Annotated in this window: 19 protein-coding genes; 9 read left to right on the top strand and 10 right to left on the bottom strand. The window is 65.0% G+C overall.

Annotation, left to right across the window (positions count from 1 at the left end):
- Positions 1 to 11: 11 nt before the first annotated feature.
- Entirely contained in the window at positions 12 to 1,907 is a 1,896-nt protein-coding gene (locus BC1002_RS18415) for a hybrid sensor histidine kinase/response regulator (RefSeq protein WP_013091501.1), read from the bottom strand.
- A gap of 239 nt (positions 1,908 to 2,146) precedes the next feature.
- The gene (locus tag BC1002_RS37765) at positions 2,147 to 2,305 is read right to left on the bottom strand and encodes a hypothetical protein (protein ID WP_157874708.1); all 159 of its coding nucleotides are present in this window, start codon (positions 2,303 to 2,305) and stop codon (positions 2,147 to 2,149) included.
- On the opposite strand from BC1002_RS37765, the gene BC1002_RS18410 reads away from it, so the two are divergent.
- Positions 2,304 to 3,095 (top strand): hypothetical protein, encoded by a 792-nt coding sequence (locus tag BC1002_RS18410; RefSeq protein WP_013091500.1) that lies wholly within the window; start codon positions 2,304 to 2,306, stop codon positions 3,093 to 3,095. The genes BC1002_RS37765 and BC1002_RS18410 overlap by 2 nt on opposite strands.
- Positions 3,096 to 3,365: 270 nt before the next feature.
- Entirely contained in the window at positions 3,366 to 6,782 is a 3,417-nt protein-coding gene (locus BC1002_RS18405) for an alpha/beta fold hydrolase (protein WP_013091499.1), read from the top strand.
- Between the two features lie 55 nt (positions 6,783 to 6,837).
- On the opposite strand, the gene BC1002_RS18400 is transcribed toward BC1002_RS18405, so the two are convergent.
- Together BC1002_RS18400 and BC1002_RS18395 are read right to left on the bottom strand one after the other, a co-directional pair.
- On the bottom strand, positions 6,838 to 8,277 hold the full coding sequence (locus BC1002_RS18400; protein WP_013091498.1) for an FAD-binding oxidoreductase: 1,440 nt from the start codon (positions 8,275 to 8,277) through the stop codon (positions 6,838 to 6,840).
- Between the two features lie 11 nt (positions 8,278 to 8,288).
- The gene (locus BC1002_RS18395) at positions 8,289 to 9,263 is read right to left on the bottom strand and encodes an isopenicillin N synthase family dioxygenase (RefSeq protein ID WP_013091497.1); all 975 of its coding nucleotides are present in this window, start codon (positions 9,261 to 9,263) and stop codon (positions 8,289 to 8,291) included.
- 237 nt (positions 9,264 to 9,500) lie between these two features.
- Here BC1002_RS18395 and BC1002_RS18390 point away from each other — a divergent pair, with 237 nt between their 5' ends.
- The 5 genes from BC1002_RS18390 to hutC (BC1002_RS18370) are packed head-to-tail and all read left to right on the top strand — an operon-like array spanning position 9,501 to position 13,435.
- Entirely contained in the window at positions 9,501 to 10,328 is an 828-nt protein-coding gene (locus BC1002_RS18390) for a transporter substrate-binding domain-containing protein (RefSeq protein WP_013091496.1), read from the top strand.
- Between the two features lie 55 nt (positions 10,329 to 10,383).
- The gene (locus BC1002_RS18385; protein ID WP_013091495.1) at positions 10,384 to 11,034 is read left to right on the top strand and encodes an amino acid ABC transporter permease; all 651 of its coding nucleotides are present in this window, start codon (positions 10,384 to 10,386) and stop codon (positions 11,032 to 11,034) included.
- Positions 11,035 to 11,062: 28 nt separating this feature from the next.
- Positions 11,063 to 11,725 (top strand): amino acid ABC transporter permease, encoded by a 663-nt coding sequence (locus BC1002_RS18380; RefSeq protein ID WP_013091494.1) that lies wholly within the window; start codon positions 11,063 to 11,065, stop codon positions 11,723 to 11,725.
- A gap of 13 nt (positions 11,726 to 11,738) precedes the next feature.
- The gene (locus BC1002_RS18375) at positions 11,739 to 12,626 is read left to right on the top strand and encodes an amino acid ABC transporter ATP-binding protein (protein ID WP_013091493.1); all 888 of its coding nucleotides are present in this window, start codon (positions 11,739 to 11,741) and stop codon (positions 12,624 to 12,626) included.
- Positions 12,623 to 13,435, top strand: coding sequence for a histidine utilization repressor (gene hutC / locus BC1002_RS18370; protein ID WP_013091492.1), 813 nt, complete (start codon positions 12,623 to 12,625; stop codon positions 13,433 to 13,435). The genes BC1002_RS18375 and hutC (BC1002_RS18370) overlap by 4 nt, the downstream gene beginning before the upstream one ends.
- Positions 13,436 to 13,455: 20 nt before the next feature.
- On the opposite strand, the gene hutC (BC1002_RS18365) is transcribed toward hutC (BC1002_RS18370), so the two are convergent.
- The 4 genes from hutC (BC1002_RS18365) to BC1002_RS18350 all read right to left on the bottom strand — a co-directional run bounded on the left by hutC (BC1002_RS18365) (position 13,456) and on the right by BC1002_RS18350 (position 16,654).
- Positions 13,456 to 14,235 carry a histidine utilization repressor gene (gene hutC / locus BC1002_RS18365; protein WP_013091491.1) on the bottom strand — a complete coding sequence of 260 codons (780 nt, stop codon included), beginning with the start codon at positions 14,233 to 14,235 and terminating at the stop codon, positions 13,456 to 13,458.
- Positions 14,236 to 14,347: 112 nt separating this feature from the next.
- A complete protein-coding gene (locus BC1002_RS18360) occupies positions 14,348 to 15,028 on the bottom strand; it encodes a methyltransferase family protein (RefSeq protein ID WP_013091490.1) in 681 nt (226 codons plus the stop codon).
- A gap of 23 nt (positions 15,029 to 15,051) precedes the next feature.
- Entirely contained in the window at positions 15,052 to 15,888 is an 837-nt protein-coding gene (locus tag BC1002_RS18355; RefSeq protein ID WP_013091489.1) for an arylamine N-acetyltransferase family protein, read from the bottom strand.
- Between the two features lie 88 nt (positions 15,889 to 15,976).
- Positions 15,977 to 16,654, bottom strand: coding sequence for a hypothetical protein (locus BC1002_RS18350; RefSeq protein WP_013091488.1), 678 nt, complete (start codon positions 16,652 to 16,654; stop codon positions 15,977 to 15,979).
- 237 nt (positions 16,655 to 16,891) lie between these two features.
- On the opposite strand from BC1002_RS18350, the gene BC1002_RS18345 reads away from it, so the two are divergent.
- A complete protein-coding gene (locus BC1002_RS18345; RefSeq protein WP_013091487.1) occupies positions 16,892 to 18,415 on the top strand; it encodes a carbohydrate porin in 1,524 nt (507 codons plus the stop codon).
- Between the two features lie 167 nt (positions 18,416 to 18,582).
- Here the strand turns inward: BC1002_RS18345 and BC1002_RS18340 are convergent, their stop codons facing one another.
- A complete protein-coding gene (locus tag BC1002_RS18340) occupies positions 18,583 to 19,440 on the bottom strand; it encodes a LysR substrate-binding domain-containing protein (protein ID WP_013091485.1) in 858 nt (285 codons plus the stop codon).
- Between the two features lie 102 nt (positions 19,441 to 19,542).
- On the opposite strand from BC1002_RS18340, the gene BC1002_RS18335 reads away from it, so the two are divergent.
- Complete coding sequence (locus tag BC1002_RS18335) at positions 19,543 to 20,475, top strand: DMT family transporter (protein ID WP_013091484.1); 933 nt, start codon at positions 19,543 to 19,545, stop codon at positions 20,473 to 20,475.
- 21 nt (positions 20,476 to 20,496) lie between these two features.
- On the opposite strand, the gene BC1002_RS18330 is transcribed toward BC1002_RS18335, so the two are convergent.
- A complete protein-coding gene (locus tag BC1002_RS18330; protein ID WP_013091483.1) occupies positions 20,497 to 21,795 on the bottom strand; it encodes an MFS transporter in 1,299 nt (432 codons plus the stop codon).
- Between the last annotated feature and the right edge of the window lie 128 nt (positions 21,796 to 21,923).

Here is a 21,923-nt window from a genome sequence, read left to right as displayed (position 1 = left end):
ATTTTCCGTCTCTAAGGCTGCGTTTCGCTGTGCGCCCCGGAGCCCGCTTCAGTTTGCGGCGAACCATCCCCTGCGGGCGACTGCGCTGCACCAGCTTCTCCCGCCCCGTCTCCCAACCCGACCACGCCCGCCGCACGCCCTTGGTCGAGTTCCGCCTGCTGCCACAGCATTTCCAGCGTGCGCCGCAACCGCGCCGGCGTCACCGGCTTGTGCAGCACGGGAATCCCCTGCAACGCGAGCGCCGCCAGCTCCGCCGACGCCATATCGCCGGTGATCAGCAGCGTGACCACGTTGCCGTGCCCGTCGCGCGCCAGCGCGCCGCGCATCGCGCTCAGCGCCTGCGCGCCGGTGCGGTGATGGGCGAGCTGGTAGTCGCACAGCACCGCGTCGGGCACGAAACCGTCCGCGAGCGCGGCGAGCGCACCGGCTTCGTCGCGCGCGCCGCGCACCTCGCAGCCCCAGCGTTCGAGCAGGCTCGCGAGGCCTTCGAGTATCGACGGCTCGTCGTCGATGCACAGCACGCGCCGCTCTAGCGAAGCCGGGCCGCCCGCGACCGAGTCGTTCAGACTCGCGACGATGCCGCTCGCGTCGCCCGCCTGCACCGCGAAGCGGAACACCGAGCCGCGCCCCGGCGCCGAGCGTAGCTGCAACTCGCCGCCGAGCAGGCCTACGAGCCGCCTGACGGTCGGCAACCCGAGCCCGTGCCCCTGACGCGCGTCGCGCTGCGGATTCTCGACCTGGTAAAACTCCTCGAAAATGCGCTCGTGCTCCTCCGGTGCAATGCCGACGCCCGAATCGCGCACCTCGATATAGCCGCCCTTTTGCCGCCCCGCGCGCCGGAAGCCGAGCCAGATCGCGCCTTGCTCGGTATAACGCACCGCGTTCGACAGCAGATTGCTCAACACCCGTTCGAGCAGCACGGGATCGTCGTAGACCACCATCGAAGTCGGCGCGATGCGCAGCGCGAGCCCCTTCGCCGCGGCCTGCGGTCGATACTGACTGCCGACCCGCTCGAACAGCTCGGAGAGCCGAAAGTGCAACCGGATCACCTGGGTCACGCCGCTTTCGAGCCGCGCCAGATCCAGCACCTGGTTGAACAGCTGATTGAGCGCCTCGACGTTATAGACGATGTGTCCGGCCGTCTTCGCGTGTTGCGCGGGCGTCGCCGCCGGGTCATTCAGCGACGCCGCAAGCAGCCCGATCGCATGCAGCGGCTGGCGCAGATCGTGGCTTGCCGCCGCGAAAAAGCGCGTCTTCGCGAGGCTCGCTTCTTCGGCGACGCGCTTTTGCGCGGCCAGCGATTCCGCGAGGTACTGCTGATCGACACGCGCCTGCACGACCTGGCGAAACAGCTTGCGATAGCTCATCGCATAGACGTTGATCGCGCAGAAGAAGAACGCGAGCACGATCGCGAGAATCGTGCGATCGAACGTATGCGAGCCGAAATGCAGCACGATCGACGGCAGCAGCAGAAATGGAATCGAGGTCGAAAAATTGAGGAGGTCGAACCCGTTCGACATGAACACGCCGGCCGCGAGCGTCACCAGCAGCACGGTATGCAATAGCGGCAGATCGGTTTGCGGACTCTGGAACGCGAACCACACCGCGAAGCCCGGCCCGCTATACAGGAGCACGCCGCGCAGCGCGTGCAGATAGATCCAGTCGCGCGGCGACACCAGCTGCGGATAGCGGCGATTGCAGATCCACAGCGCGAGGCCCGCGCAATTGGCGAGCGCATAAAAAACGAAACACGCGATAAACAACGGCAGCGCCGGCACATGGGGCCAGTAGATCGCCACCAGCACCGCGATCGAAAACCAATGCGAAAAGAACGCGATCGGGTCCTGCGCGTAGAGCACGCGCACGAGGTCTTCGTCGATGGCACGCTGGATCGGGTCGGCCCGCATGGGGCGGTCTCCTCTGTCGATCGGCGTTAGCGCTCGAGCGCTCGATCCGATCCCACGCAGTTTGATCGCGGGGGCATGGCAACTTCGTCGAGACGAAGCACTGATCAGGCGGCGTTGCTCCGGGAAAGCCGCCAGTCGAACCGGGCGACCAAACGCGGCGCCCGCGCGGTTTATTCTACGGCGAATGCCCAGTCGTCAGACTAATCGTCAGCAATCCGTCAGAAGGTTTACCCGGCAGTTTACCCATCAGCTAACACTTCTTCCATATAGGCGACGGCCTTGCCGCGAACCATACTGCATTCACGTTTCAGCGCGGCATGACAGGCAACTTCCCCCGCTTCGCGGCCCACGCGCCGCGGCTCACCGCGCTCCTCGCCAACCGTGACGGAGGTTTCCATGGGCGCAGTCCCGAGCTACGAGTTCGCCCGCCAACTCGACGACGCGATCCTGCCCGACCTGTGGCGCCGACGCACCCGGCTCTCCGCGGACGAAATGGTGTCGATGGTCGAACTGGTCAAGCGCGCGTTGCGGACTTACCACCCGCTCGAATTGCAGGCGCTCGGCGAGGACAAGGAAGAACTGGTCGCCCAGTTCATCTATGCGAAGGTGTTGCGCCTCGCGCCCGGCCACACGGAAACGAACGCGTGCGCCGACAGCGCGCCGTCCAATAGCTACGCGGTGTGCGCATATTTCCGCCGCTATCTGATCGACTGCCTGCGCAGCGCGTGCCATCAGCGCAACGTGTCGATGGAGAGCGAGGGCATCGCGCAGGAAATCGATCTGCGCGCGCACGCGCTCGAAGATCCGGTGGAAAGCGTGCTGCTGCAATATGGCCTCGACGAACAGAGCGTGCGGCGCGCGGCGCGCGAGTTCATCGAAGGGCTCGACGAACCCGAGCGGATCGTGCTGGCCGGCAGCCTCGGCTGGTGCTCGGAAGGCAAAGGCGGGCTTTCGGCGGTCGCGGCGCAGCATCGGGTGCCCTCTTATCACTATCGCGCCGTCAAACTCGGCGTCACGATGAAAAAGACGGCCGGCGCCGTGGAATTTTCCAACACCAAGATCGGCCGCTGGCTCACCGACGCGCTTGGCATCGAGATCGATGTCGACAATCGCGCGGCGATTCTGGTTGCGCTGAATCTGCTCGCCGCGGAATCGAGCGATAGCGAATTCGATGAAGTGGCCGCGTAATAGTTTGGAGAACCAACAGGCCACATAAGAAGCGACAAGAGTGCATGCCTGTACGGCCGGGGTACACCCGGCAACGGCCGGCCGGTCATGCCGCCCTGAACGTCGCACGCTACGACTTCGGCGCGCCCTCTCCATGGCGCGCGCTTTTCTCGCATTCGCTTTTTTTGCAGCGATATTCCGCCTACGATAAAAAAGCTGCCGCAGCACGCCGTCTTTGTTCCGAAGCCGCGCTTCCTTTCTCCGCATCCGATTCCAGACGAGGTGGTCCTGATGAACCGCTTATCGAGCGCGCCGACGGCGCTGCAACGGCATTACGAGGTGGTGGTGATTGGCTCGGGCTACGGCGGCGCGATCGCCGCGAGCCGGATGGCGCGTGCGGGCCGGCGCGTCTGCGTGCTCGAGCGCGGCCGCGAATTCATGGCCGGCGAGTATCCGCGCACGCCTGTGCAAGGCGTCGAGAATATCCAGTACAACACGGCCGAGGCGCAGATCGGTTCGCCGCTCGCGCTGCTCGAAGTGCACGTGAACGAGGACGTCAACGCAGTGGTGGGCTGCGGGCTCGGCGGCACGTCGCTGATCAATGCGAACGTCGCGCTGGAGGCCGATCCGCGCCTGTGGGACGACCCGCGCTGGCCGGCCGCGCTGCGCGCCGACAAAGCCGGACGCGACGACGGCTATGGGCTCGCGCGGAAAATGCTGTCACCGTCGCCGGTGCCGGATGATTTCCCGCCGCTGCCGAAGCTGCAGGCGCTTGAAAAATCGGCGCAGGCGCTCGGCATGGTGGACCGCTTCAGCCGTCCGCCGATCACGGTCACGTTCGAGAGCGGCCCGAACGCGGCGGGCGTCGAGCAGCAGCGCTGCGTCGGTTGCGGCGATTGCAACTCGGGTTGCAACTACGACGCGAAGAACTCGACCCATATGAACTATCTGCCCGACGCGGTCGCTCACGGCGCGCAGATTTTCACCGGCACGGCCGTGCATTCGGTGCTTCGCGATGCCGACACGCAGCAATGGAAGGTCAACTTCCAGCTCGTGAAGCTCGGCCGCGAAAGCTATGACGCGCCCGATCTGTTCGTGCTGGCCGATATCGTCATCGTCGCGGCTGGCACGATCGGCTCGACCGCGCTGCTGCTGCGCTCGCGCGCCGCCGGCTTGAGCACGTCGGAGATGCTCGGTCAGCATTTCACCGGCAACGGCGACGTGCTCGCCTTCGCGTACAACACGAAGGACACGATCAACGGCGTCGGCTGGGGCGAGCACAAGCCAGGGCAGATTCCGCCGGTCGGGCCGACCATCACCGGCCTGATCGACAATCGCGCCGCCGAGAAAAACGTCAGGGATGGCTACGTGATCGAGGAAGGCTCGCTGGCCGGCCCGGTCGGCGAAGCGCTCGTCGGCATGCTCGGCGCGGTCGCGCCGCTCGAAGGCGTGGATGCGGCCGGCGCCCCGTCGCTGCTCGAGCGCGTGGCCTACGACGCGCGCGCGATCGAGAGCCTGATCCGCGGCCCATACCACGGCGCGCTCAATCACACGCAAAGCTACCTCGTGATGGCGCACGACGACGAAAACGGCCGCATCAAGATCGGTGATAAAGGCCGTGCGCGCATCGAATGGAAAAACGCCGGACGCCAGCCGATCTTCCAGACCGTCGAGGACGTGCTGATCGACGCGACCAGGCCGCTGGGCGGCAAATATCTGCGCAACCCGATTTCGACGAAGATCGCCGGCCGGCGTACCGTGACCGTGCATCCGCTCGGCGGCTGCGGCATGGGCGAGGACGCCGCGCATGGCGTGGTCGATCATCTGGGCCGCGTGTTTAGCGGCACGGACGGCGCCGCGGTGCACGACGGCCTCTACGTGATGGACGGCGCGGTAATGCCGATGTCGCTGGGCGTCAATCCGCTCTTGACCATCTCCGCGCTCGCCGAACGCAACTGCGCGCTGCTGGCCAAAGCGCACGACTGGTCGATCGATTACGCGTCGAAGGGCACCGCCGCCGCGCCGCCCGCGCAGAAGATCGGCCTGCGCTTCACCGAGACGATGGTCGGCACCTACACGCCCATGGTGGCGGGCGACGCCGCCACGAGCCCGATCGAATTCACGCTGACGGTCGAGTCCGACGATCTCGCCGACATGCTGGCCAACCCGAATCACCTCGCGCGCACCGCCGGCACGCTGACCTGCCCCGCGCTGTCCGCGCAACCGCTGACGATCAGCGACGGCACGTTCAACCTGTTCGTCGTTGACGAGTCCGATGTCGACGAGCGCAACATGAACTACCGGATGACGCTCGACGCGGCCGAAGGCAACACCTGGTATCTGAGCGGCAAGAAGATCATCACGCGCACGTCGCCGATCAACCTGTGGGAGCAGACCAACACGCTGTATGCGGAGATACGCGCGTCGGATAAGGACGACGCGCCCGTCGTCGGCACCGCCACGCTGATCATCACGCCGGAAAACTTCCTGAAGCAGCAGCGCACGCTCGAAGTCACGCACGCGCCCGACCTGAAGACGCGCCTCGAATGGACGCTCAAGTTCGGCAAGTTCTTCGCGGGCGTGCTGTTCACCGAATACGGCGGCGTGGCCGCGCCGCTGCAGTTCTACGATCCCCACACGCCGCCGCGCGCCAAGCGCACGCTGCGCGCGCCGGCGCCGCAGGTCACCTACTTCGACACACCGGACCGCACGCGGCTCAAGCTCACGCGCTACTTCGATCCAGCCGCGGACAAAGAGTCGAAGCCGATCCTGCTGATCCACGGCTCGGGCGTCTCGAGCCGCATCTTCTCGACCGATCTGATATCGACCAATCTCGTCGAATATCTATGCGCGTCGGGCTACGACGTATGGCTCGTCGATCTGCGCGTCAGCATCGAACTGCCGAGCGTGCTCGTGCCGGCCAACGTCGACATGGTCGCGCGCGAGGACATTCCCGCCGCGGTCGCGAAGATTCGCGAAGTGACTGGCGCGCCGAACATCCAGGTGCTCGGTCACTGTCTGGGCGGCCTAGCGCTCAGCATGTCGCTGCTATACGGACTCGAGGGCGTGCGCTCGGCGGTGATTTCGCAGGTGTCCGCGCATCCGGTGCCGGGCACGTTGCAACGGATCAAGGCCGGCTTGCATATTCCCGACCTGATGCAGCATCTGCGCGTCCGGGACCTGACTGCCTACACGCAGGAAGATTCGTGGCCCGCAAACCTGTACGACGAAGCGCTGCGTCTCTATCCGGTCGATCACGACGAGGGCTGCGGCAATCCGATCTGTCATCGCGCGACGTTCCTGTATGGCCTGCTCTATGAGCACGACAAGCTGAACGAGACGCTGCATGCGAACCTGCAGGAGCTGTTCGGCATTCACGACATGGCCGTGTTCCAGCATCTGGCCACGATGGTGCGCGCGGGCCATGTCGTCGATGCGCGCGGCGACGACGTGTATCTGAGCGGCGCAAACGGCATGAAGCGACTCGAAGGCATGCGTCTGCCGATCGGCTTCATTCACGGCGAGAAGAACGAAACCTATCTGCCGGTCAGCACGGCGCACACTTTCGACCTGCTGCGCGAGCGCTTCCCCGAGCAGCCGTACGAGCGCCATCTGATTCCGGGCTATGGGCATATCGACTGCATCTTCGGCAAGAACGCGGCGGTGGATGTCTATCCGCTGATCGTCAGCTATCTGAACGCGCACTGACGGCGCGGCAGCGCCGATGCGCCACGCGTGATCCGCGCGTGGCGGGTGCTCGTCGCTATCGGAACAGCTTGCCCGGATTCAGAATGCCGTGCGGATCGAGCGCACGCTTGATCGCGATCATCGCGGCAAGCTCGGCGGGCGAGCGTGAAATCGGCAGGAACTCGCGCTTGAGTGAACCGATGCCATGCTCGGCCGACACCGACCCGCGCAACGGCCCCAGCATCTCATAGACGAACGCATACACCGCGTGATGATCGACGCCGGGGATCGAATGACCATCGACGGTCAGATGCAGATTCGAATCGCCGATATGCCCGAAGAAATACGCCTGGTTGCCTGGCCAGCGCTGATCGAGCGCCGCGCGGCAACGGTCGACGAACCTGCCGATCTCGCCGATCGGCAGACTCACGTCGAAGTTGATCGGATCGAGCTTGACCGGAAACTCAGCGGTGCACTCGCGGATCGCCCATAGCGCGCGCGCATCGGCAACCGACTGCGCGATCACCGCGTCGCGCAGCGCGCCCGCTTCCAGCGCATCGGTCAGTGCTTGCGCAAAGCGTTCGCCAGCGTCGTCGGCATCGAAGCCCGCGTGCTCGATCAACGCATAAAGCGGATGCGCGGCGTCGAACGGCGAGCGCGCGCCGGTCAGCTTAACGCCGAAATCGTAGAAGTCCGGCCACATGATCTCGAACGCGCCGATGTCGTTGCCGAAGCGCGTCGCCAGACGGCGCAGCAGGTTCACCGCGGCATCGTAATCGTCGAGCCCGACGAGCGCCGTATGACGCGCCGCGCGTCGCGGATGCAGCCGCAACACCGCGCGCGTGATCACGCCGAGCGTGCCCTCCGAACCGATGAACCAGTGCTTCAGGTCATAGCCGGTGTTGTTCTTGACCATCTTGCCGAGCGAACTGAGCACGTCGCCATTCGCGAGCACCACTTCGAGACCGAGCACCTGGTCGCGCGCGGTGCCTGACTGGATCACGCGATTGCCGCCCGCGTTGGTCGCGAGATTGCCGCCGATCTGGCATGAGCCGCGCGCGCCGAGATCGAGTGCGAGTTCGAAGCCCGCTGCTTCGGCGGCTTCCTGCGCGGCCTGCAACGTGGTGCCGGCACGCACGGTCAGTGTGGCCGATGCCGCGTCGAGTTCTTCGACGCCGCTCAAGCGTTCCAGCGACAACGCGATATCGTTGGCGCGCGCGATCGCGCCGCCCGCGAGCCCGGTCATGCCGCCTTGTGGCACCACCGGTTGATGCGCGGCGTGGCAGATCGAGAGTGCGCGCGATACCTCGTCGGTCGTGCGCGGCAGCAGCAGCGCCGCCGGACGCGTTGGCTCGTGGCGTGTCCAGTCGGTCATCGCGTGTTCGCCGATCTGTTCGCCGACGCGCACCGCATCGGCGCCGAGCGCGGCGCGCAATGCTTCGAGTGTCTTCGCGAGCGGCGCGGTCGCGGTTGCGGTCTGTGGCTTCTTTTCGTCAGTGATGCTCTGCTCTGTCATGCAGAAGTTCCTTACTGTGCGGTAGCGGCGAGTTTCTTGCGGTAGCCCATCGAATCGTTGATCCGGCCGAGAATATAGTCGCCCGCGGCGACCGGCTGATACTTGCTTTGCGCATCGCTCGCACCGAGCTCGCGTGGATCGACGAGCGCGCCATAGGTCGGATCGTAGAACGTCGCGATCGAATAGCGCTCGCGCCCCGACGCATTGATCACGCGATGCAGCGTCGAGCGAAAGCGGTCGTTGGTCCAGCGTGCGAGCAGGTCGCCGACATTCACGACGAAGCTGCCTTCGACGGGCGGCGCCTCGACCCACGTATCGTTGGCGATTTCGCGCACCTGCAGGCCGCCGACCTGATCCTGCCATAGCAAGGTGATGCAGCCGTAGTCGGTATGCGGCGCGACGCCGAACTGATCTTCATCCGATTGCGGCGGCTGCGGCGGGTAGTAGACCATTTGTGTGCGCTGCATACGCTTCGTGTAGCGCGGCGCGAAGAAATTTTCTTCGATGCCAAGGCTCACCGCGACCGCGCGTAACAGATCGGCGCCGCACGCGCCGACCGCCTCGTAATAGTCATACAGCACCGGCCGCAACCCGGGCATGAAGTCCGGCCAGTTGTTCGGCCCGCGTAGTGCCTGCCCCGCCAGCACGTCGGGATCGTCTTCCGGCAGTTCGAGCCCGATGCTGAAGAACTCCTTGTAATCGGGCCGCTTTGCCTGGTACATCGTCGCGTCGCCGAGCGCATTGAAGCCGCGATGCCGATGATTGACCGCCGCGCGGCGCTTCGTGTCGACCGGAAACGCGAAGAACGTGCGCGCGGCTTGCGCGGCGGCGTCGATCGTCGCTTGCGGCACGCCGTGATTGACGATGTAGAAAAAGCCGATCGTCGTACACGCTTCATGAATTTCCTTCGCGACGCGTCTGAGCGCCTGCTGATCGCCCGCGCGCAAGCCGGCGACATCGATGATCGGAATGCGGGTCGCGGGCATCGCGCTGCTCCTTCGAGATCGGTATTGCAGTGGTATATACCGCCAAAAGCACTGCTGCAAGTTGCTTCGCGCACCTTGGTATCAGGGCTTTTCTCTACTCACGCGAGCATTTATTTTTCGCCGGAAACGCAGTATATACTGCCCAGCAGGGCCCGGAATTGACGCCGGCGCGGCGGGTCCACAACGAAGACTTCGACACGCCGGCCACCCAACACCAATTCGCCCCCGGAGAACCCCATGCGTATCCTTGCAGGCTGGAAATGTGGTCTGGTCATGCTGGCGCTGTGCGCGGCAAGCGTCGCAGCGCACGCCGAAGACCAGCTCGCCAAAGTGAAGAAAGCCGGCGAACTGGTGGTCGGCACCGAAATGCAATTCGCGCCATTCGACTTTCTCGAGAACGGCCAGCAGGCCGGTTTCAACAAAGACCTGTTCGCGGAGATCGGCAAGGAAATCGGCGTCAAGGTGCGTTTCATCGATCTGCCGTGGCCGAGCGTGTTGCCCGGTCTCGAAGCGGGCAAGTTCGATATGGTCGGCGGCCCGTTGACGGTCACGAAGGCGCGGATGGAACGCTACACGTACACGCTGCCCGTCGCCGATGCAACCGACGCGCTGCTCAAGCGCGCGAACGATGCGTCGCTCAAGCAATCGTCGGATATCGCCGGCAAGACGGTCGGCGCGGGCAAGGGCTCCGCGCAGCTCGACCAGTTGAAGAGCTACGCGGCCACGCTGCCGAAGCAGCCCGATATCCGCGAGTACGTCGACAACAATCAGGCCTACGCCGACCTCGCTGCGGGCCGCATCGTCGCTGTCGCGAACTCGATGACCAATATTGCGTATGTCGCGAAGCAGCGCCCCGAGTCGTTCGCGGTCGTGCAGCCGCCGTTCGGCGCGAAGGTGTACTTCGCCTATGCATTGCGTAAGGACGCCGACAGCAAGCCGCTCGCCGACGCGTTCAACGCCGCGCTCGTGAAGATGCAGAAGGATGGCCGCCTCGCCGCGTTGCAGAAGAAGTGGTTCGGTGTCGCGATGGAGATGCCTTCCACGATGCCCACGCCGAATTACTGAGCGTCCTTTGCGTGGGCGACACGCGTCGCCCTTCCCGTTCCACCGGCCGCGATCCATGTTCAACACGACCGTCTTCGTTCAGGGCCTGCCGCTACTGCTGCATGCGGCGTTCGCCACCGTCGGCATTTCGCTGACGGGGCTCGTGATCGGCTTCTTCGTCGGCATCGGCGTGTGCTCCGCGCGGCTGTCGCAGCATCGCGCCGCGCGGCTCGCGGGCGGCGCCTACGTATTCTTCTTTCGTGGCGTGCCGATGCTCGTGCAGCTGCTGCTCGTCTACTACCTGTTGCCATTCGCCGGTATCAACGTGTCGCCGATTGTCGCCGCGATCAGCGCGGTGTCGCTGTGCTCGGCTTCGTATATCGCCGAGATCCTGCGCGGCGGGTTTCTGAGCATTCCGCCCGGACATCTCGAAGCCGCGCGCATGCTCGGGCTGTCCCCGCTCGATACGCTGCGGCGCATTCTGGTGCCGCAAGCGTTCCGTTTGACGCTTCCGTCGCTCGTCAACGAAATGGTGCTGCTGATCAAGGCTTCTTCGCTGATCTCGGTGGTCGGCGTCGCCGAGTTGACGCGCACCGCGCAGAACATCGCCGCGAGCACTTACCGGCCGCTCGAAGCGTATGTCGCGGCCGGGCTCATCTACTTCGTGATCTGCGGTTCGCTCGCGCTCGTCGCGCATGCGGCCGAACACCGTTTGCAGCACGCCTGAATCGACTCACGTTTAAGCGAACCTCGCCATGCAATCGTTCGATCCGACCGTCATCACGCACAACCTGCAGCCGATCGCCGCCGGTCTCGCGACCACGCTCGGTAGCTGGGCCGCGGGTGTCGCAATCGGTCTCGTGATCGGCTTCCTGATCGCGGTGCTGCAACTGTTCTGCGGACGCTGGCTGCGCGCCGCGCTGCGCGTCTATATCGAACTGCTGCGCGGCACGCCGTTTCTGGTGCAGCTGTTTCTGCTGTACTACGGCGGCCCGTCGATCGGCCTCACGCTCGAACCGATGACGGCCGGCATCGTCGGCCTCGGTCTCTACGGCAGCGCGTATTTCGCCGAGGCGTTCCGCTCCGGCTTCCAGTCGGTGCCCAAAGGCCACCTCGAAGCGGCGTCGTGTCTCGGGCTCACGCGCTGGCAGGCCATCGTACGCATCCAGGCGCCGCAGATGCTGGTGCTGATCGTGCCCGCGCTGACCAATCTGATTATCGTGCTGAGCAAGGAAACGGCCGTGCTGTCGATCGTCACCGTGCCCGAACTGACGTTCGTGCTGACCGGTATCGGCTCGGCCACCTTCGCTTTCGTCGAAACGCTGCTGGTGCTGTGCGTGTGCTACCTCGCGCTGGTCGAGCTGACCTCGCGCGCGGGCATGTGGGCCGAAGCCCGCCTCGCACGCTTCATGGCATGATTCAGGAACACCTATGAACGCCATCGCCGACATGCACTCCCCCGCGCAAACTTCCGCGCCGTCCGCCAGCGCAACGGCGAACGCATCGAATGCCGCGCCGCTGATCGAAGTGCGCGATCTGCGCAAACGCTTCGGCGATGTCGAGGTGCTGCGCGGCATCGATCTCGAGATCGCGCGCTCGGAAGTGGTCTGCATCATCGGGCCGTCGGGTTCGGGCAAGAGCACGCTGCTGCGCTGCCTCGCCGCGCTCGAAACCCACGATCACGGCGACGTGCGCATCGAAGGCGAACTGCTCGGCTATACCGAGCGCAACGGCAAACGCGTGCGCGCGTCGCACGGCGAGATCAACCGCGTGCGCCGCAACGTCGGCATGGTGTTCCAGCAGTTCAACCTGTGGCCGCACATGACCGCGCTCGGCAACGTGATGGAAGCGCTGCTGCGCGTGCGGCACCTGTCGAGCGACGAAGCGCGCCGCCGCGCGAACGCGATGCTGGAGACAGTCGGCCTCGCGCACAAAGGCGACGCGTATCCGGCGAAGCTGTCGGGCGGTCAGCAGCAGCGCGTCGCGATTGCGCGCGCGCTCGCCATGGAGCCGCACATCATGCTGTTCGACGAACCCACGTCCGCGCTCGATCCGGAACTCGTCGGCGAAGTGCTGCAAGTGATGAAACAGCTCGCGCGCGACGGCATGACGATGGCCGTGGTCACACATGAAATGGGCTTCGCCGCGCAGGTGGCCGACAAGGTCGTGTTCATCGATCAGGGCCGCATCGCCGTGCAGGGCAAGCCGCGCGACGTGTTTCACGATGTCGCGCAGCCGCGTCTGCGGCAGTTTCTGCAAAACTACTTCGACCGCAATGCGTTCTGGACGCGCGGCCCCGACGACACCCAGCCGCTATGAGCACCACCGCTCGCAACAAGCCTCACGGCAAATTCTCCGCCAGCGCGGCCAGCGCCGCGGCCAGAACCGCGCACGGCAGCGACGAGGCGCCCGCCGCGCGCTACGAGCAGGTCAAACAGCACATCCGCCAGATCATCGACTCGGGCGAACGCCAGGCGGGCGATCGTCTGCCTTCCGAACTCGATCTCGTCGGGACGCTCGGCGTATCGCGGATGACGGTCAACCGCGCGCTGCGCGAGCTCGCCGACGCGGGGCTCGTCACGCGCGTATCGGGCGTCGGCACTTTCGTCGCGCCGAACAAGCCGCAATCGACGCTATTGATGATCGCTCATATCGGCGACGAGATCCGCTCGCGCGGCCACGCATATCGTTGCGACATGGTGCTGTTGCAGCGCGAAACCGCGTCGGTCACGGTGTCGAACGCATTGGGGCTGGCGCCGGGCGCTTCGGTGTTTCATGTGATCTGCGTGCATCGCGAGAATGGCCTGCCGGTGCAGCTCGAAGATCGCTATGTGAATCCGGCCGTCGCGCCGGATTTTCTGCAGCACGATTTTTCGGCGCTGAAGCCGTCCGAGTATCTGCTGACGGCCGTGCCGATGCACGATCTCGAACACGTGGTCGATGCGGCACTGCCGACGCCCGCGGAAGCCGAGCTACTCGAAATTCACGCGGAGGAACCGTGCCTGACGCTGACGCGCCGCACGTGGACGAGCGGCGTCGCGGTGACGTTCGCGCGTTTCGTTCATCCTGGTTCCCGCTACCGGCTCGGCTGCCGCTTCTCACCGAATACGTCACAGCGCCAGGCCTGAAGCGCGCTTCAGAAACCGGGCTACACGGTCCCCGCCAGATGAAAACGCGACGCCGGATGCCATAGCCGCACCGACGTCGCGACGTTTTCGCCCACCCACGTGCGCCGCCACAGCAGCAGACACGGCTCGCCGATCTCCATCATCAGATGACGCCGCACATAGGCGTCGGGCTTTTGCGCATAGATGCGAAACTCGGCGCGCTGCACGGGCGCGAGCCGCACCATGTAGTGATTCGGCGTTTCGACCGAAAAGTCCTGCTGCAGATATTCAGGGAACACCTTCGGATTGACGAAGCGGTCCTCGTACTGGATCGGCTCGCCCTCCTCGCTGTGCACGATGCACGAATGAAACGCGGGACCGCTCGCGAGACCGAGCGCTTCGAGCGCATCGGCGTCGTCGCTCGGTTCGAGCGTTAGCACGCGCGCGGAATGACGATGACCGCGCGCGGCGATTTCATCGGCGATATTGCGGATCTCCAGCACCGTCGATTCATACCGCTGCGGCGCGACGAAAGTGCCCGAGCCTTGCACACGCGTGAGCACGCGCTCGGCGGTCAGTTCGCGCAGCGCGCGCGACACCGTCATGCGCGCGACGCCGAACTCCTTGACCAGTTCCGTTTCGGAAGGAATCAGTCCGCCCGGCTTCCATGCGCCTTCGCTGATGCGTTTGAGCACGTAGCGTTTGATCTGCTCGTAGGCGGGCATCGCCTTGACCGGCGGGTCGCGGTCGCGATCGGCGGTGTCCTGTTGCTGCTCGGCCTGTGCGGCGGGCGCGATGCGCGCCTGTGTAGTTGTTTTCACTCCAAACCTCATCGGTGGTTCGCCGGTGTTACATCGGGTACACCGTGGCCGGTTCTCCGGCGGCCGGGAGCCATCTTACCCGCTTCGACGGCGGTGAGACCACCCGGACGCGCTACCAGATGAACGGCACGAAACGGTAACGCACACGAGCCATGTACACCGTGTAGCCCGCGAGCTGCTCGGTGAGCAGCCGCTCTTCGCGCACCGCGCGCCAGCCCATGCCGTACGCCATCACGGGCAGCGCCACGAGCCCCCACCACGAGCCGAGCATCAGCGGCGTGCCGATGAAGAACACCAGCGCGGCCGCGTACATCGGATGACGGACGTACGCGTAGGGACCGGTGTCGGCGACTTTGTGCCCGCGGTTCGCCTGAACCTTGACCACCGGCGCGGCATAGCTGTTCGCGCGAAACACGAAGCGGCACAGGAAGATGCACAGGAACACGCATAGCGCGCCGAAGCCCATCAGCCACACAGGCAGCGGCCCGGACCAGCGAAACCGCATCGCGTCGAAGCCCATCAGGATCAGCCAGCCGCACCACGCGGCCCCGATCGCGACCATGAACACACGATCCCAGCGGCTCTGCTGCGCCTGCACGAATGGCGCGAGCCGCTCCGCGAGCAGCGCGGGATCATGACGCGCAAGCCACAAGCCGAGCCACAGGCTCAATGCCGCCAGTTCCAGCAGATACCACCAAGCGGCCGGCCACGCGAGCGTGCCGGCCGCGCCGAACAGCAGCACGCCCATGAGCGCCAGCCACGCCAGCGATTGCAGGATCAGACGTGCGACCATCGCTGCTCCCTCATCGGCTCGGCTTATGCGGCCGCATCGCGCGTGCGCACGCGCTCGAACGCGTCGGCGATATCGATGTCCTCCAGGTTCAAGCCGAAGCGCTCACGCAGACAGTCGGCGAGTTCGGCGGCACTCGCGAGGCGCCGTTCGCTAACGATCTGTCCTTGCGCGTCACGCTCGTTGAACTGATCGTTCAATAGCGCGACGCGCAGTTCGGGTAGCACGCGGCACGCCAGCAGGTTATTCACGAACTTCGAATCAGGTGACGTCGACGTGTACCAGTTCGAGATTTCATAGTCGACCCACTCGACTGCGCGCAGATCGACGTGATAGACGCGCGACCAGCTCTCGTCCGGCGCCAGCACCTCGAGATACAGGGTGTCGTGCCCCGCGTCGGCGAGACGGAACGTGCCGAGCGGAATCGGCTGCGCGAGGCCGGCGGTCAGGCGCAGCGGCGCGGTCAGCGTGACGCCGCCGAAGCCGACATCGGCGATCCATTCGTCGCCGTCGAGATCCACACGCAGCACCATATGGGTACGCGGCGAGATCGTGCCGGGCTCACGGCCCCATACGACGCGCGCGAGCATCGGCGTGATCTTGAAGCCGAGTTGCATCAGCACGTTCGCGAACAGAATGTTCTGCTCGAAGCAGTAGCCACCGCGCTTTTGGGTCACCAGCTTGCGTTCGATGGCTTCGAGCTCGAGCCTGACGGGCTGGCGCATCAGCGGGTTCAGGTTCTCGAACGGGATCGCGGCGGGATGGAGCCGGTGAATCGCCCGCAGCACATCGAGCGTGGCGGCGCGCGGGCCCTGATAGCCGATGCGGGCGAAGTAGTTTTCCAGATTGACGGAATGGGACATCGGCGGAATTCCAGTTGAGTTGCAAGTTCGACGCGATCATAGCGGCTTTCGGCGCTGAATCGACCGCACTGGGCGAAGCGAAACGCGCCTACATTCCCTTCAACGCCGACGTCGCGATCGACGGCACCGTAATGCCGTGGCTCGACGCGAACTGCACGGCCGAACTCAGCGTCGACATCAGCGACTGCAATTGCCCCGGCGCCGACTGCGCGATATACGACGCGCTTTGCGCGGTCTGCGGATTGAGGCCCGATTGCAGCAGCGACGACGGGCTCATCTGACCGAGGCTGCCAAGCCCTGACTGCAAGCTCGAATACTGGCTGACCCCCTTGCCGAGCGACGACAGCCCCTGGGTGAACGCTTCCTTGTTGACCGGCGTCGCAGTCGCGCCGCCACTTGCATGATTTGCGAACGCATCGGTGAGCTTCTGCGACAGCGACTGCTGTGTGCTGCCGACCTGCGTCAACTGACTGACCGACGGCGTGCCGCCGCTGAGCAGCCCCGCCGCCTGCCGCGCCTGGCCGGCCGCACTCGTCATGCCCATCGCCGACGCAAGGCTCGACTGCCCGCTCAACACCTGCTGGTTCGCGCCCACATAGCTCTGCAGCAGTTGCGACACGCCGCCCGACGACGTTCCGGCACCCGCCGAGCTATCACCGCCCCCGCCGATACCGAACTGCTTCAGATTCAACTGTGCGTGCGCGGCGCCGCCCAACAACAGGCCGCCGCTCGCCAGCAACGAAACCAGAAGAATGCGCTTGCTCATTTCAACTCCTTACATTGACTTTCAGGCTTACTTCGAGCGCTTCGACAACTAACCCGTTGTCGCGTTCGGTCTGGCTACGTCAATTCGGTTTCGTTACGTTTTCGTGAGCACCGGGATGACGCGCCACCGATATCGATGCGAATCGTTCTCATTTGTTTGACTCTCGCAGATGGCCTGCGTACGATCACGCCATTACCCGCTTCGGCATCGGACGGAACAACACTAATAAGGATTTCGATGAAGTTCGCCCCACTCAAGGGACTGCGCGCCGGCGCGCGTCCGTCTTGCGACCCTTCAGCACGTACCGCGGCAATTCATCGTACGCTTTTGCCTTCGATGCGGCGCGTTGCACTGTGTACGGTCTTCGCGTCTGCTTCGTTGACCGGCCACGCGGCGCTGGCCGAAGCCAATCCCGATGGGAACCCGGAAGCGCCCGAAGCCGACCTGAGCATTGAGACGACGCAGACCAAGGAGTCGACCGGCTTCTGGGATCGTCAGCAGATGCTCGGCGACATGGGCGGCCTGCGTCCGTGGCTCGGCAAGTACGGCATGACCTTCACGCTGACCGAAACCAGCGAAGTGCTGGCCAATCTACGCGGCGGTCTCGCGCGCGGCGCCGACTACGACGGCCTGACCACCGCCACCTTGCAGATGGATACGCAAAAGGCGTTCGGCCTGCCGGGCGGCCTTTTCAACGTCAGCGCGTTGCAGATTCACGGCGCCAACCTGAGCGCGAACAAGCTCGGCACGTTGAATACGGCGAGCGGCATCGAGGCTGACAACGCGACACGTCTGTGGGAGCTCTGGTATCAGCAGTCGTTCCTGAACAAGCGCGTCGACGTGAAAATCGGTCAGCAGAGTCTCGACCAGGAATTCATCACCAGCACGTATGCGGCGCTGTTCCTCAACACGATGTTCGGCTGGCCCGCGCTGCCCTCGTACGACCTGCCGTCGGGCGGTCCCGCCTATCCGCTCGCGGGTCTCGGCGTGCGCGTGCGCGGCCAGCTCACCCCTTCGTTGACCGCGCTGGCCGGCGTGTATTCGGGCGACCCGCTCGGCAACAACCCGAACAACATGAGCGGCACGAACTTCAACCTGCATAACGGCGCGTTGTGGATCGGCGAACTGCAGTACGCGATCAACCAGCCGTCCGACGGCGAGATAGTCGGCACGGGCGGCGGCGGTCTGCCGGGGACCTACAAGATCGGCGTCTGGTACAACACCAACAAATTCGCCGATCAGCGTTTTGACAACATCGGGCTATCGCTCGCGAATCCTGCGTCGACAGGCATTCCCGCGAATCACAGCGGCAACTACAGCTTCTATGCGGTCGCCGACCAGATGGTGTGGCGCCCCGACCCCGACGAACCACGCAGCCTCGGCGTGTTCGTACGCGTGATGGGCGCGCCGGGCGACCGCAATCTCGTGCAAGTCGCGGCCAACCTCGGCGTCGTGCTGAAGGCGCCGTTCAAGGGCCGTGACAACGACAGCGCCGGCCTCGCGCTGACCTATATCAAGGTCGGCAGTCACGTGAACGGACTCGACAAGGACTTCCTGGCATTCAACGGTAGCCCGTACGGCGTGCGCACCAGCGAAACCGCGCTCGAGGCGACCTACCAGTACCAGATCAATCCGTGGTGGCAGGTGCAGGCCGACGCGCAATACACGTTCAACGCCGGTGCGGGCCAGAACCCGAACGACCCGACGCAGCCGCTGCGCAATACGTTCGTCGTCGGCGTGCGGACCAATATCAACTTCTAATGCCGCGCACCTCGCTTTTCATCCGCGCAAGCACATGCAACCCCACGCAACAGGACCAGCACTTCGGTTATCTGTGCCCGCGTGCGGGCGAGCGCGTGCGGCTCGCGGTCGAGCGTGAAGTGACCGCCTATGCGCGGGCTTGAAGGGCTAAGGCTGACACGCTCGGGCTACCGCAACGACAGATCCTGCACCATCTGCTGCGCCAGATAATCGCAGGTCGGCCGATCCGATTTCGCGCTGCGCGCGACCACGATTTCGAGCGGCGCGATTTTCGGCAGGCCTTGCGCGTCGCCGAGAATCGCGAGCCGCGGCGGCACGCTGCAACGCGTCAGCGCAATCACCGACAAACCGGCATCCACGGTCGCGACGAGTCCCATCAGGCTCGCGCTGCTGAATGCCGCGCGATAGCGGATGCGCGCGCTATCCAATGCGGCGAGCGTATGCTGACGCGCGACGCAGCCGGGCTCATACAACCCCACCGGCAACGGCGACGCCTTCAACACCGGCGTATCGACCGACGCCCCCACCCACACCATCGGCTCGCTGCGCACGAATTCGCCGCGCAGCTTGTGGTCGCGCGTGACGAACGCGAGGTCGATCTTGTTGTCGGCGAGCATCGGCGCAAGCGCCGTGCTCTGCGCACAGACGATCTCGATCTCGACGCGCGGATACAGCGTCGCGAAACGCCGCAACACCGGCGACAGCAGCGACGAAACATAGTCGTCCGGCGCGCCGAGCACCACGCGGCCGGTCACCTCGGGCCGCACGATCGCCGACCACGCCTCCTCCTGCAACGCAAGTGCGCGCCGCGCGTATTCGAGCAGCGTATTGCCGGGCCGCGTCAGCGACAGGTTGCGCGTGTTGCGCGCGAACAGCGTGGTGCCGAGCATCGTTTCGAGCCGCTTGATCTGCATGCTGACCGCCGCCTGCGAGCGATGCACGCTCGCCGCCGCCTTCGTGAAGCTGCCCGCCTCCACGACCGCGACGAAGCTGCGCAACAGATCGACGTCGAATTCAGGGTTCACGATTTATCAACCGGGCTTATGGAATTGCTCAATTTAATTCGTTTGCGATAAGCCCGCAAGCGGCGCAATACTCGCAGGCATCATCTCAAGGAGTCGTTGCGCATGTCCCTCACCTCACGTCAACAAGGCGCGCTCACGCTGGCGAGCGGCGGGCTGCTGATGGGCACGATCGGCGTTTTCGTCGAGGAGGCGCGGCTCGATGCGCTGACGCTCGTGTTCTTCCGCTGCCTGTTCGGCTTTCTGTCGCTCGCCGCCTATTGCGCGTGGAAAGGCTTTTTCACGCGCGCGCAGTTCACGCGCCGCACCGTCGTGCTCGCGCTGATTTCCGGCGTGCTGATGGTCACGCAATGGGTCGGCTTTTTCGACGCGATTCATCGCACCAGCATCGCGGTCGCGACCGTCGTGTTTCATGTGCAGCCGTTCTGGGTCGTGCTGATCGGCGCGGCGCTCTTTAACGAACGGCTCGGCGCGGATCGGCTAGGCTGGATCGCGACGGCGTTCGTCGGGCTCGTGCTCGCTTCGGGGGTCATCGCGGCCGGCAATCTGCAGGGCCACACCAGCTATCTGATCGGCTTGAGCGAAGCGCTGCTCGGCTCGCTGCTGTATGCGAGCGTCACGCTGATCGCGAAAAGCCTCGGCGAAATGCGCCCGCACCTGCTGACGCTCACGCAATGCGCGGTCGGCGTGATCTGCCTGCCGCTCATCGCGCCGCTCATCGCGCCTTTGACGCTCACGCATATCGGGCCGATGCAGTGGTTCTGGCTGATCGGCATGGGCGTGCTGCACACGGGATTGTCGTACGTGCTGATTTACGGCGCACTGCCGAAGCTCAGCACGCCGGTGATCGCGGTGCTGCTGTTCGTTTATCCGCTGACCGCGATCGTCGTCGATGCACTCGTGTATGGCCGTGCGCTGTCGCCGTCGCAACTGGCCGGCATGGCGCTGATCGTCGCCGCGAGTCTCGGCGTCAATCTCGGCTGGCCGTTGCTGACGCTGCTGCATCCTGCCGGGCGGGCGCGCAGTCACGCGAAGTAACGCGCGCCGCCCGCCCGGTTCTCACTGCGGCAGCGTCTCCCCCTTGGTCTCCGGCGCGAACGGAATCACGAACAGGCCGAGCACGAAGGCCAGCGCGGTCAACGCGACCGGCACACCGAGCGTCTGCATATGCAGCACCGCCGCGCCGAGCAAAAAGTTGACGCCCGCGCCGACGAAGCGTCCAAACGACGTGCAGAACGCAAACGCGGTCGCGCGTACGCGGGTTTCGAACTGCTCGGGCAGCCACAGGCTGAACAACGCGAAGTTGCCGCCGAAAAAGCCCAGCACGAACAGCCACGCGATGAACGGCGCGAGCCCGTTCGGCAGATAGAACGCCCAGCCGAAGCTCGCCGCGATCGCCACCGCCATCCCCGCGAAGTACACCGCCAACGTCATCTTGCGGCCGATGCGCTCGGCCATCGGCGGCAGCGCGAGACAGCCGAGGATCGTGCCGATCGACAGCAAGCCCGTCGCCAGCGACGCCATGCGCATCGAATCGCCCTTCGACATTCCGGCGCGCGTCGCGAGCTGGATCACCGCGGACGGCTCGTAGACGGCACCCGCCCACAGCCCGATGATCGCGATGGTCAGCAGAATGCACGCGACCCATGTCCGACGCCGGTAGGCCGGCCCCATGATCTCGCGCAACGGCTTCACGCGCACCGTCTTGGCGTCGGCCTTCTGCCACTTCTCCGGCTCCTTCACGCGCAGCAGAATCAGAATCGCGACGACGACCGGCACGGCGCCGGTCAGGAACATCGCGCGCCAGCCGAAATGCACGCCGATCGTGTAATTGAGCGCGGCCGCGAGAAAGAAGCCCGCGTAGTAGCCGGTCTGCAGATAACCGGCGCCCATCTTGCGACGATCCTCGGGCCAGGCCTCCGCCACGTAGGTGCCCGCCAGAGCCCATTCCCCGCCGATGCCAACGCCCGCGATGAAGCGATAAACACCGAGCTGCCACACATTGGTCGAGGTCGCGGCAAGCCCGGTGAAAATCGCGAACGTGAAGATCGTGGCGGCGAGCACCTTGGTGCGGCCGAAGCGATCGGCGAGCGGTCCCCAGATGAACGACAGCCCCCAACCGACCAGGAACAGCGCAAACAGGATCGATCCCGCGAGACCGACGTTAGACGGCGTCGCCGCGAAGCCTGAACGCGGCAGCAGTTCGGTCAGCGCGGGCGTGAGCACCAGCGCGTAGATAAACGAGTCCATGCCGTCGAGCGTCCAGCCGGCCCACGCGCCCCAAAACCCTGCGATCTGCGAACGATTGAGCGGTGTGCGCGGACGCGCGACCGCTCGTCGGTCGGTCAGTGTATTCATCTTGCTCCTCCAGCCTACGATGGTTGAACGTAACGAAAAACGACGGGCGCGCTTGGGTTGGGTCGACGACGTTGATTGATCGCCGATGTCCTCGTACAACTAATTCAGAGGACGGCGCGGGGACATTG

The sequence above is a fragment of the Paraburkholderia atlantica genome, assembly GCF_000092885.1.
In the GTDB taxonomy this organism is placed as follows: Bacteria; Pseudomonadota; Gammaproteobacteria; order Burkholderiales; family Burkholderiaceae; genus Paraburkholderia; species Paraburkholderia atlantica.
This window is presented reverse-complemented; position numbering and strand designations above follow the sequence as displayed.

Bases quoted from the DNA above. Each gene is read 5' to 3' on its own strand.
- BC1002_RS18415 (WP_013091501.1), bottom strand. From the start codon at position 1,907: ATGCGGGCCGACCCGATCCAGCGTGCCATCGACGAAGACCTCGTGCGC.
- BC1002_RS18410 (WP_013091500.1), top strand. From the start codon at position 2,304: ATGGGCGCAGTCCCGAGCTACGAGTTCGCCCGCCAACTCGACGACGCG.
- BC1002_RS37765 (WP_157874708.1), bottom strand. From the start codon at position 2,305: ATGGAAACCTCCGTCACGGTTGGCGAGGAGCGCGGTGAGCCGCGGCGC.
- BC1002_RS18405 (WP_013091499.1), top strand. From the start codon at position 3,366: ATGAACCGCTTATCGAGCGCGCCGACGGCGCTGCAACGGCATTACGAG.
- BC1002_RS18400 (WP_013091498.1), bottom strand. From the start codon at position 8,277: ATGACAGAGCAGAGCATCACTGACGAAAAGAAGCCACAGACCGCAACC.
- BC1002_RS18395 (WP_013091497.1), bottom strand. From the start codon at position 9,263: ATGCCCGCGACCCGCATTCCGATCATCGATGTCGCCGGCTTGCGCGCG.
- BC1002_RS18390 (WP_013091496.1), top strand. From the start codon at position 9,501: ATGCGTATCCTTGCAGGCTGGAAATGTGGTCTGGTCATGCTGGCGCTG.
- BC1002_RS18385 (WP_013091495.1), top strand. From the start codon at position 10,384: ATGTTCAACACGACCGTCTTCGTTCAGGGCCTGCCGCTACTGCTGCAT.
- BC1002_RS18380 (WP_013091494.1), top strand. From the start codon at position 11,063: ATGCAATCGTTCGATCCGACCGTCATCACGCACAACCTGCAGCCGATC.
- BC1002_RS18375 (WP_013091493.1), top strand. From the start codon at position 11,739: ATGAACGCCATCGCCGACATGCACTCCCCCGCGCAAACTTCCGCGCCG.
- hutC (WP_013091492.1), top strand. From the start codon at position 12,623: ATGAGCACCACCGCTCGCAACAAGCCTCACGGCAAATTCTCCGCCAGC.
- BC1002_RS18360 (WP_013091490.1), bottom strand. From the start codon at position 15,028: ATGGTCGCACGTCTGATCCTGCAATCGCTGGCGTGGCTGGCGCTCATG.
- BC1002_RS18355 (WP_013091489.1), bottom strand. From the start codon at position 15,888: ATGTCCCATTCCGTCAATCTGGAAAACTACTTCGCCCGCATCGGCTAT.
- BC1002_RS18350 (WP_013091488.1), bottom strand. From the start codon at position 16,654: ATGAGCAAGCGCATTCTTCTGGTTTCGTTGCTGGCGAGCGGCGGCCTG.
- BC1002_RS18345 (WP_013091487.1), top strand. From the start codon at position 16,892: ATGAAGTTCGCCCCACTCAAGGGACTGCGCGCCGGCGCGCGTCCGTCT.
- BC1002_RS18335 (WP_013091484.1), top strand. From the start codon at position 19,543: ATGTCCCTCACCTCACGTCAACAAGGCGCGCTCACGCTGGCGAGCGGC.
- BC1002_RS18330 (WP_013091483.1), bottom strand. From the start codon at position 21,795: ATGAATACACTGACCGACCGACGAGCGGTCGCGCGTCCGCGCACACCG.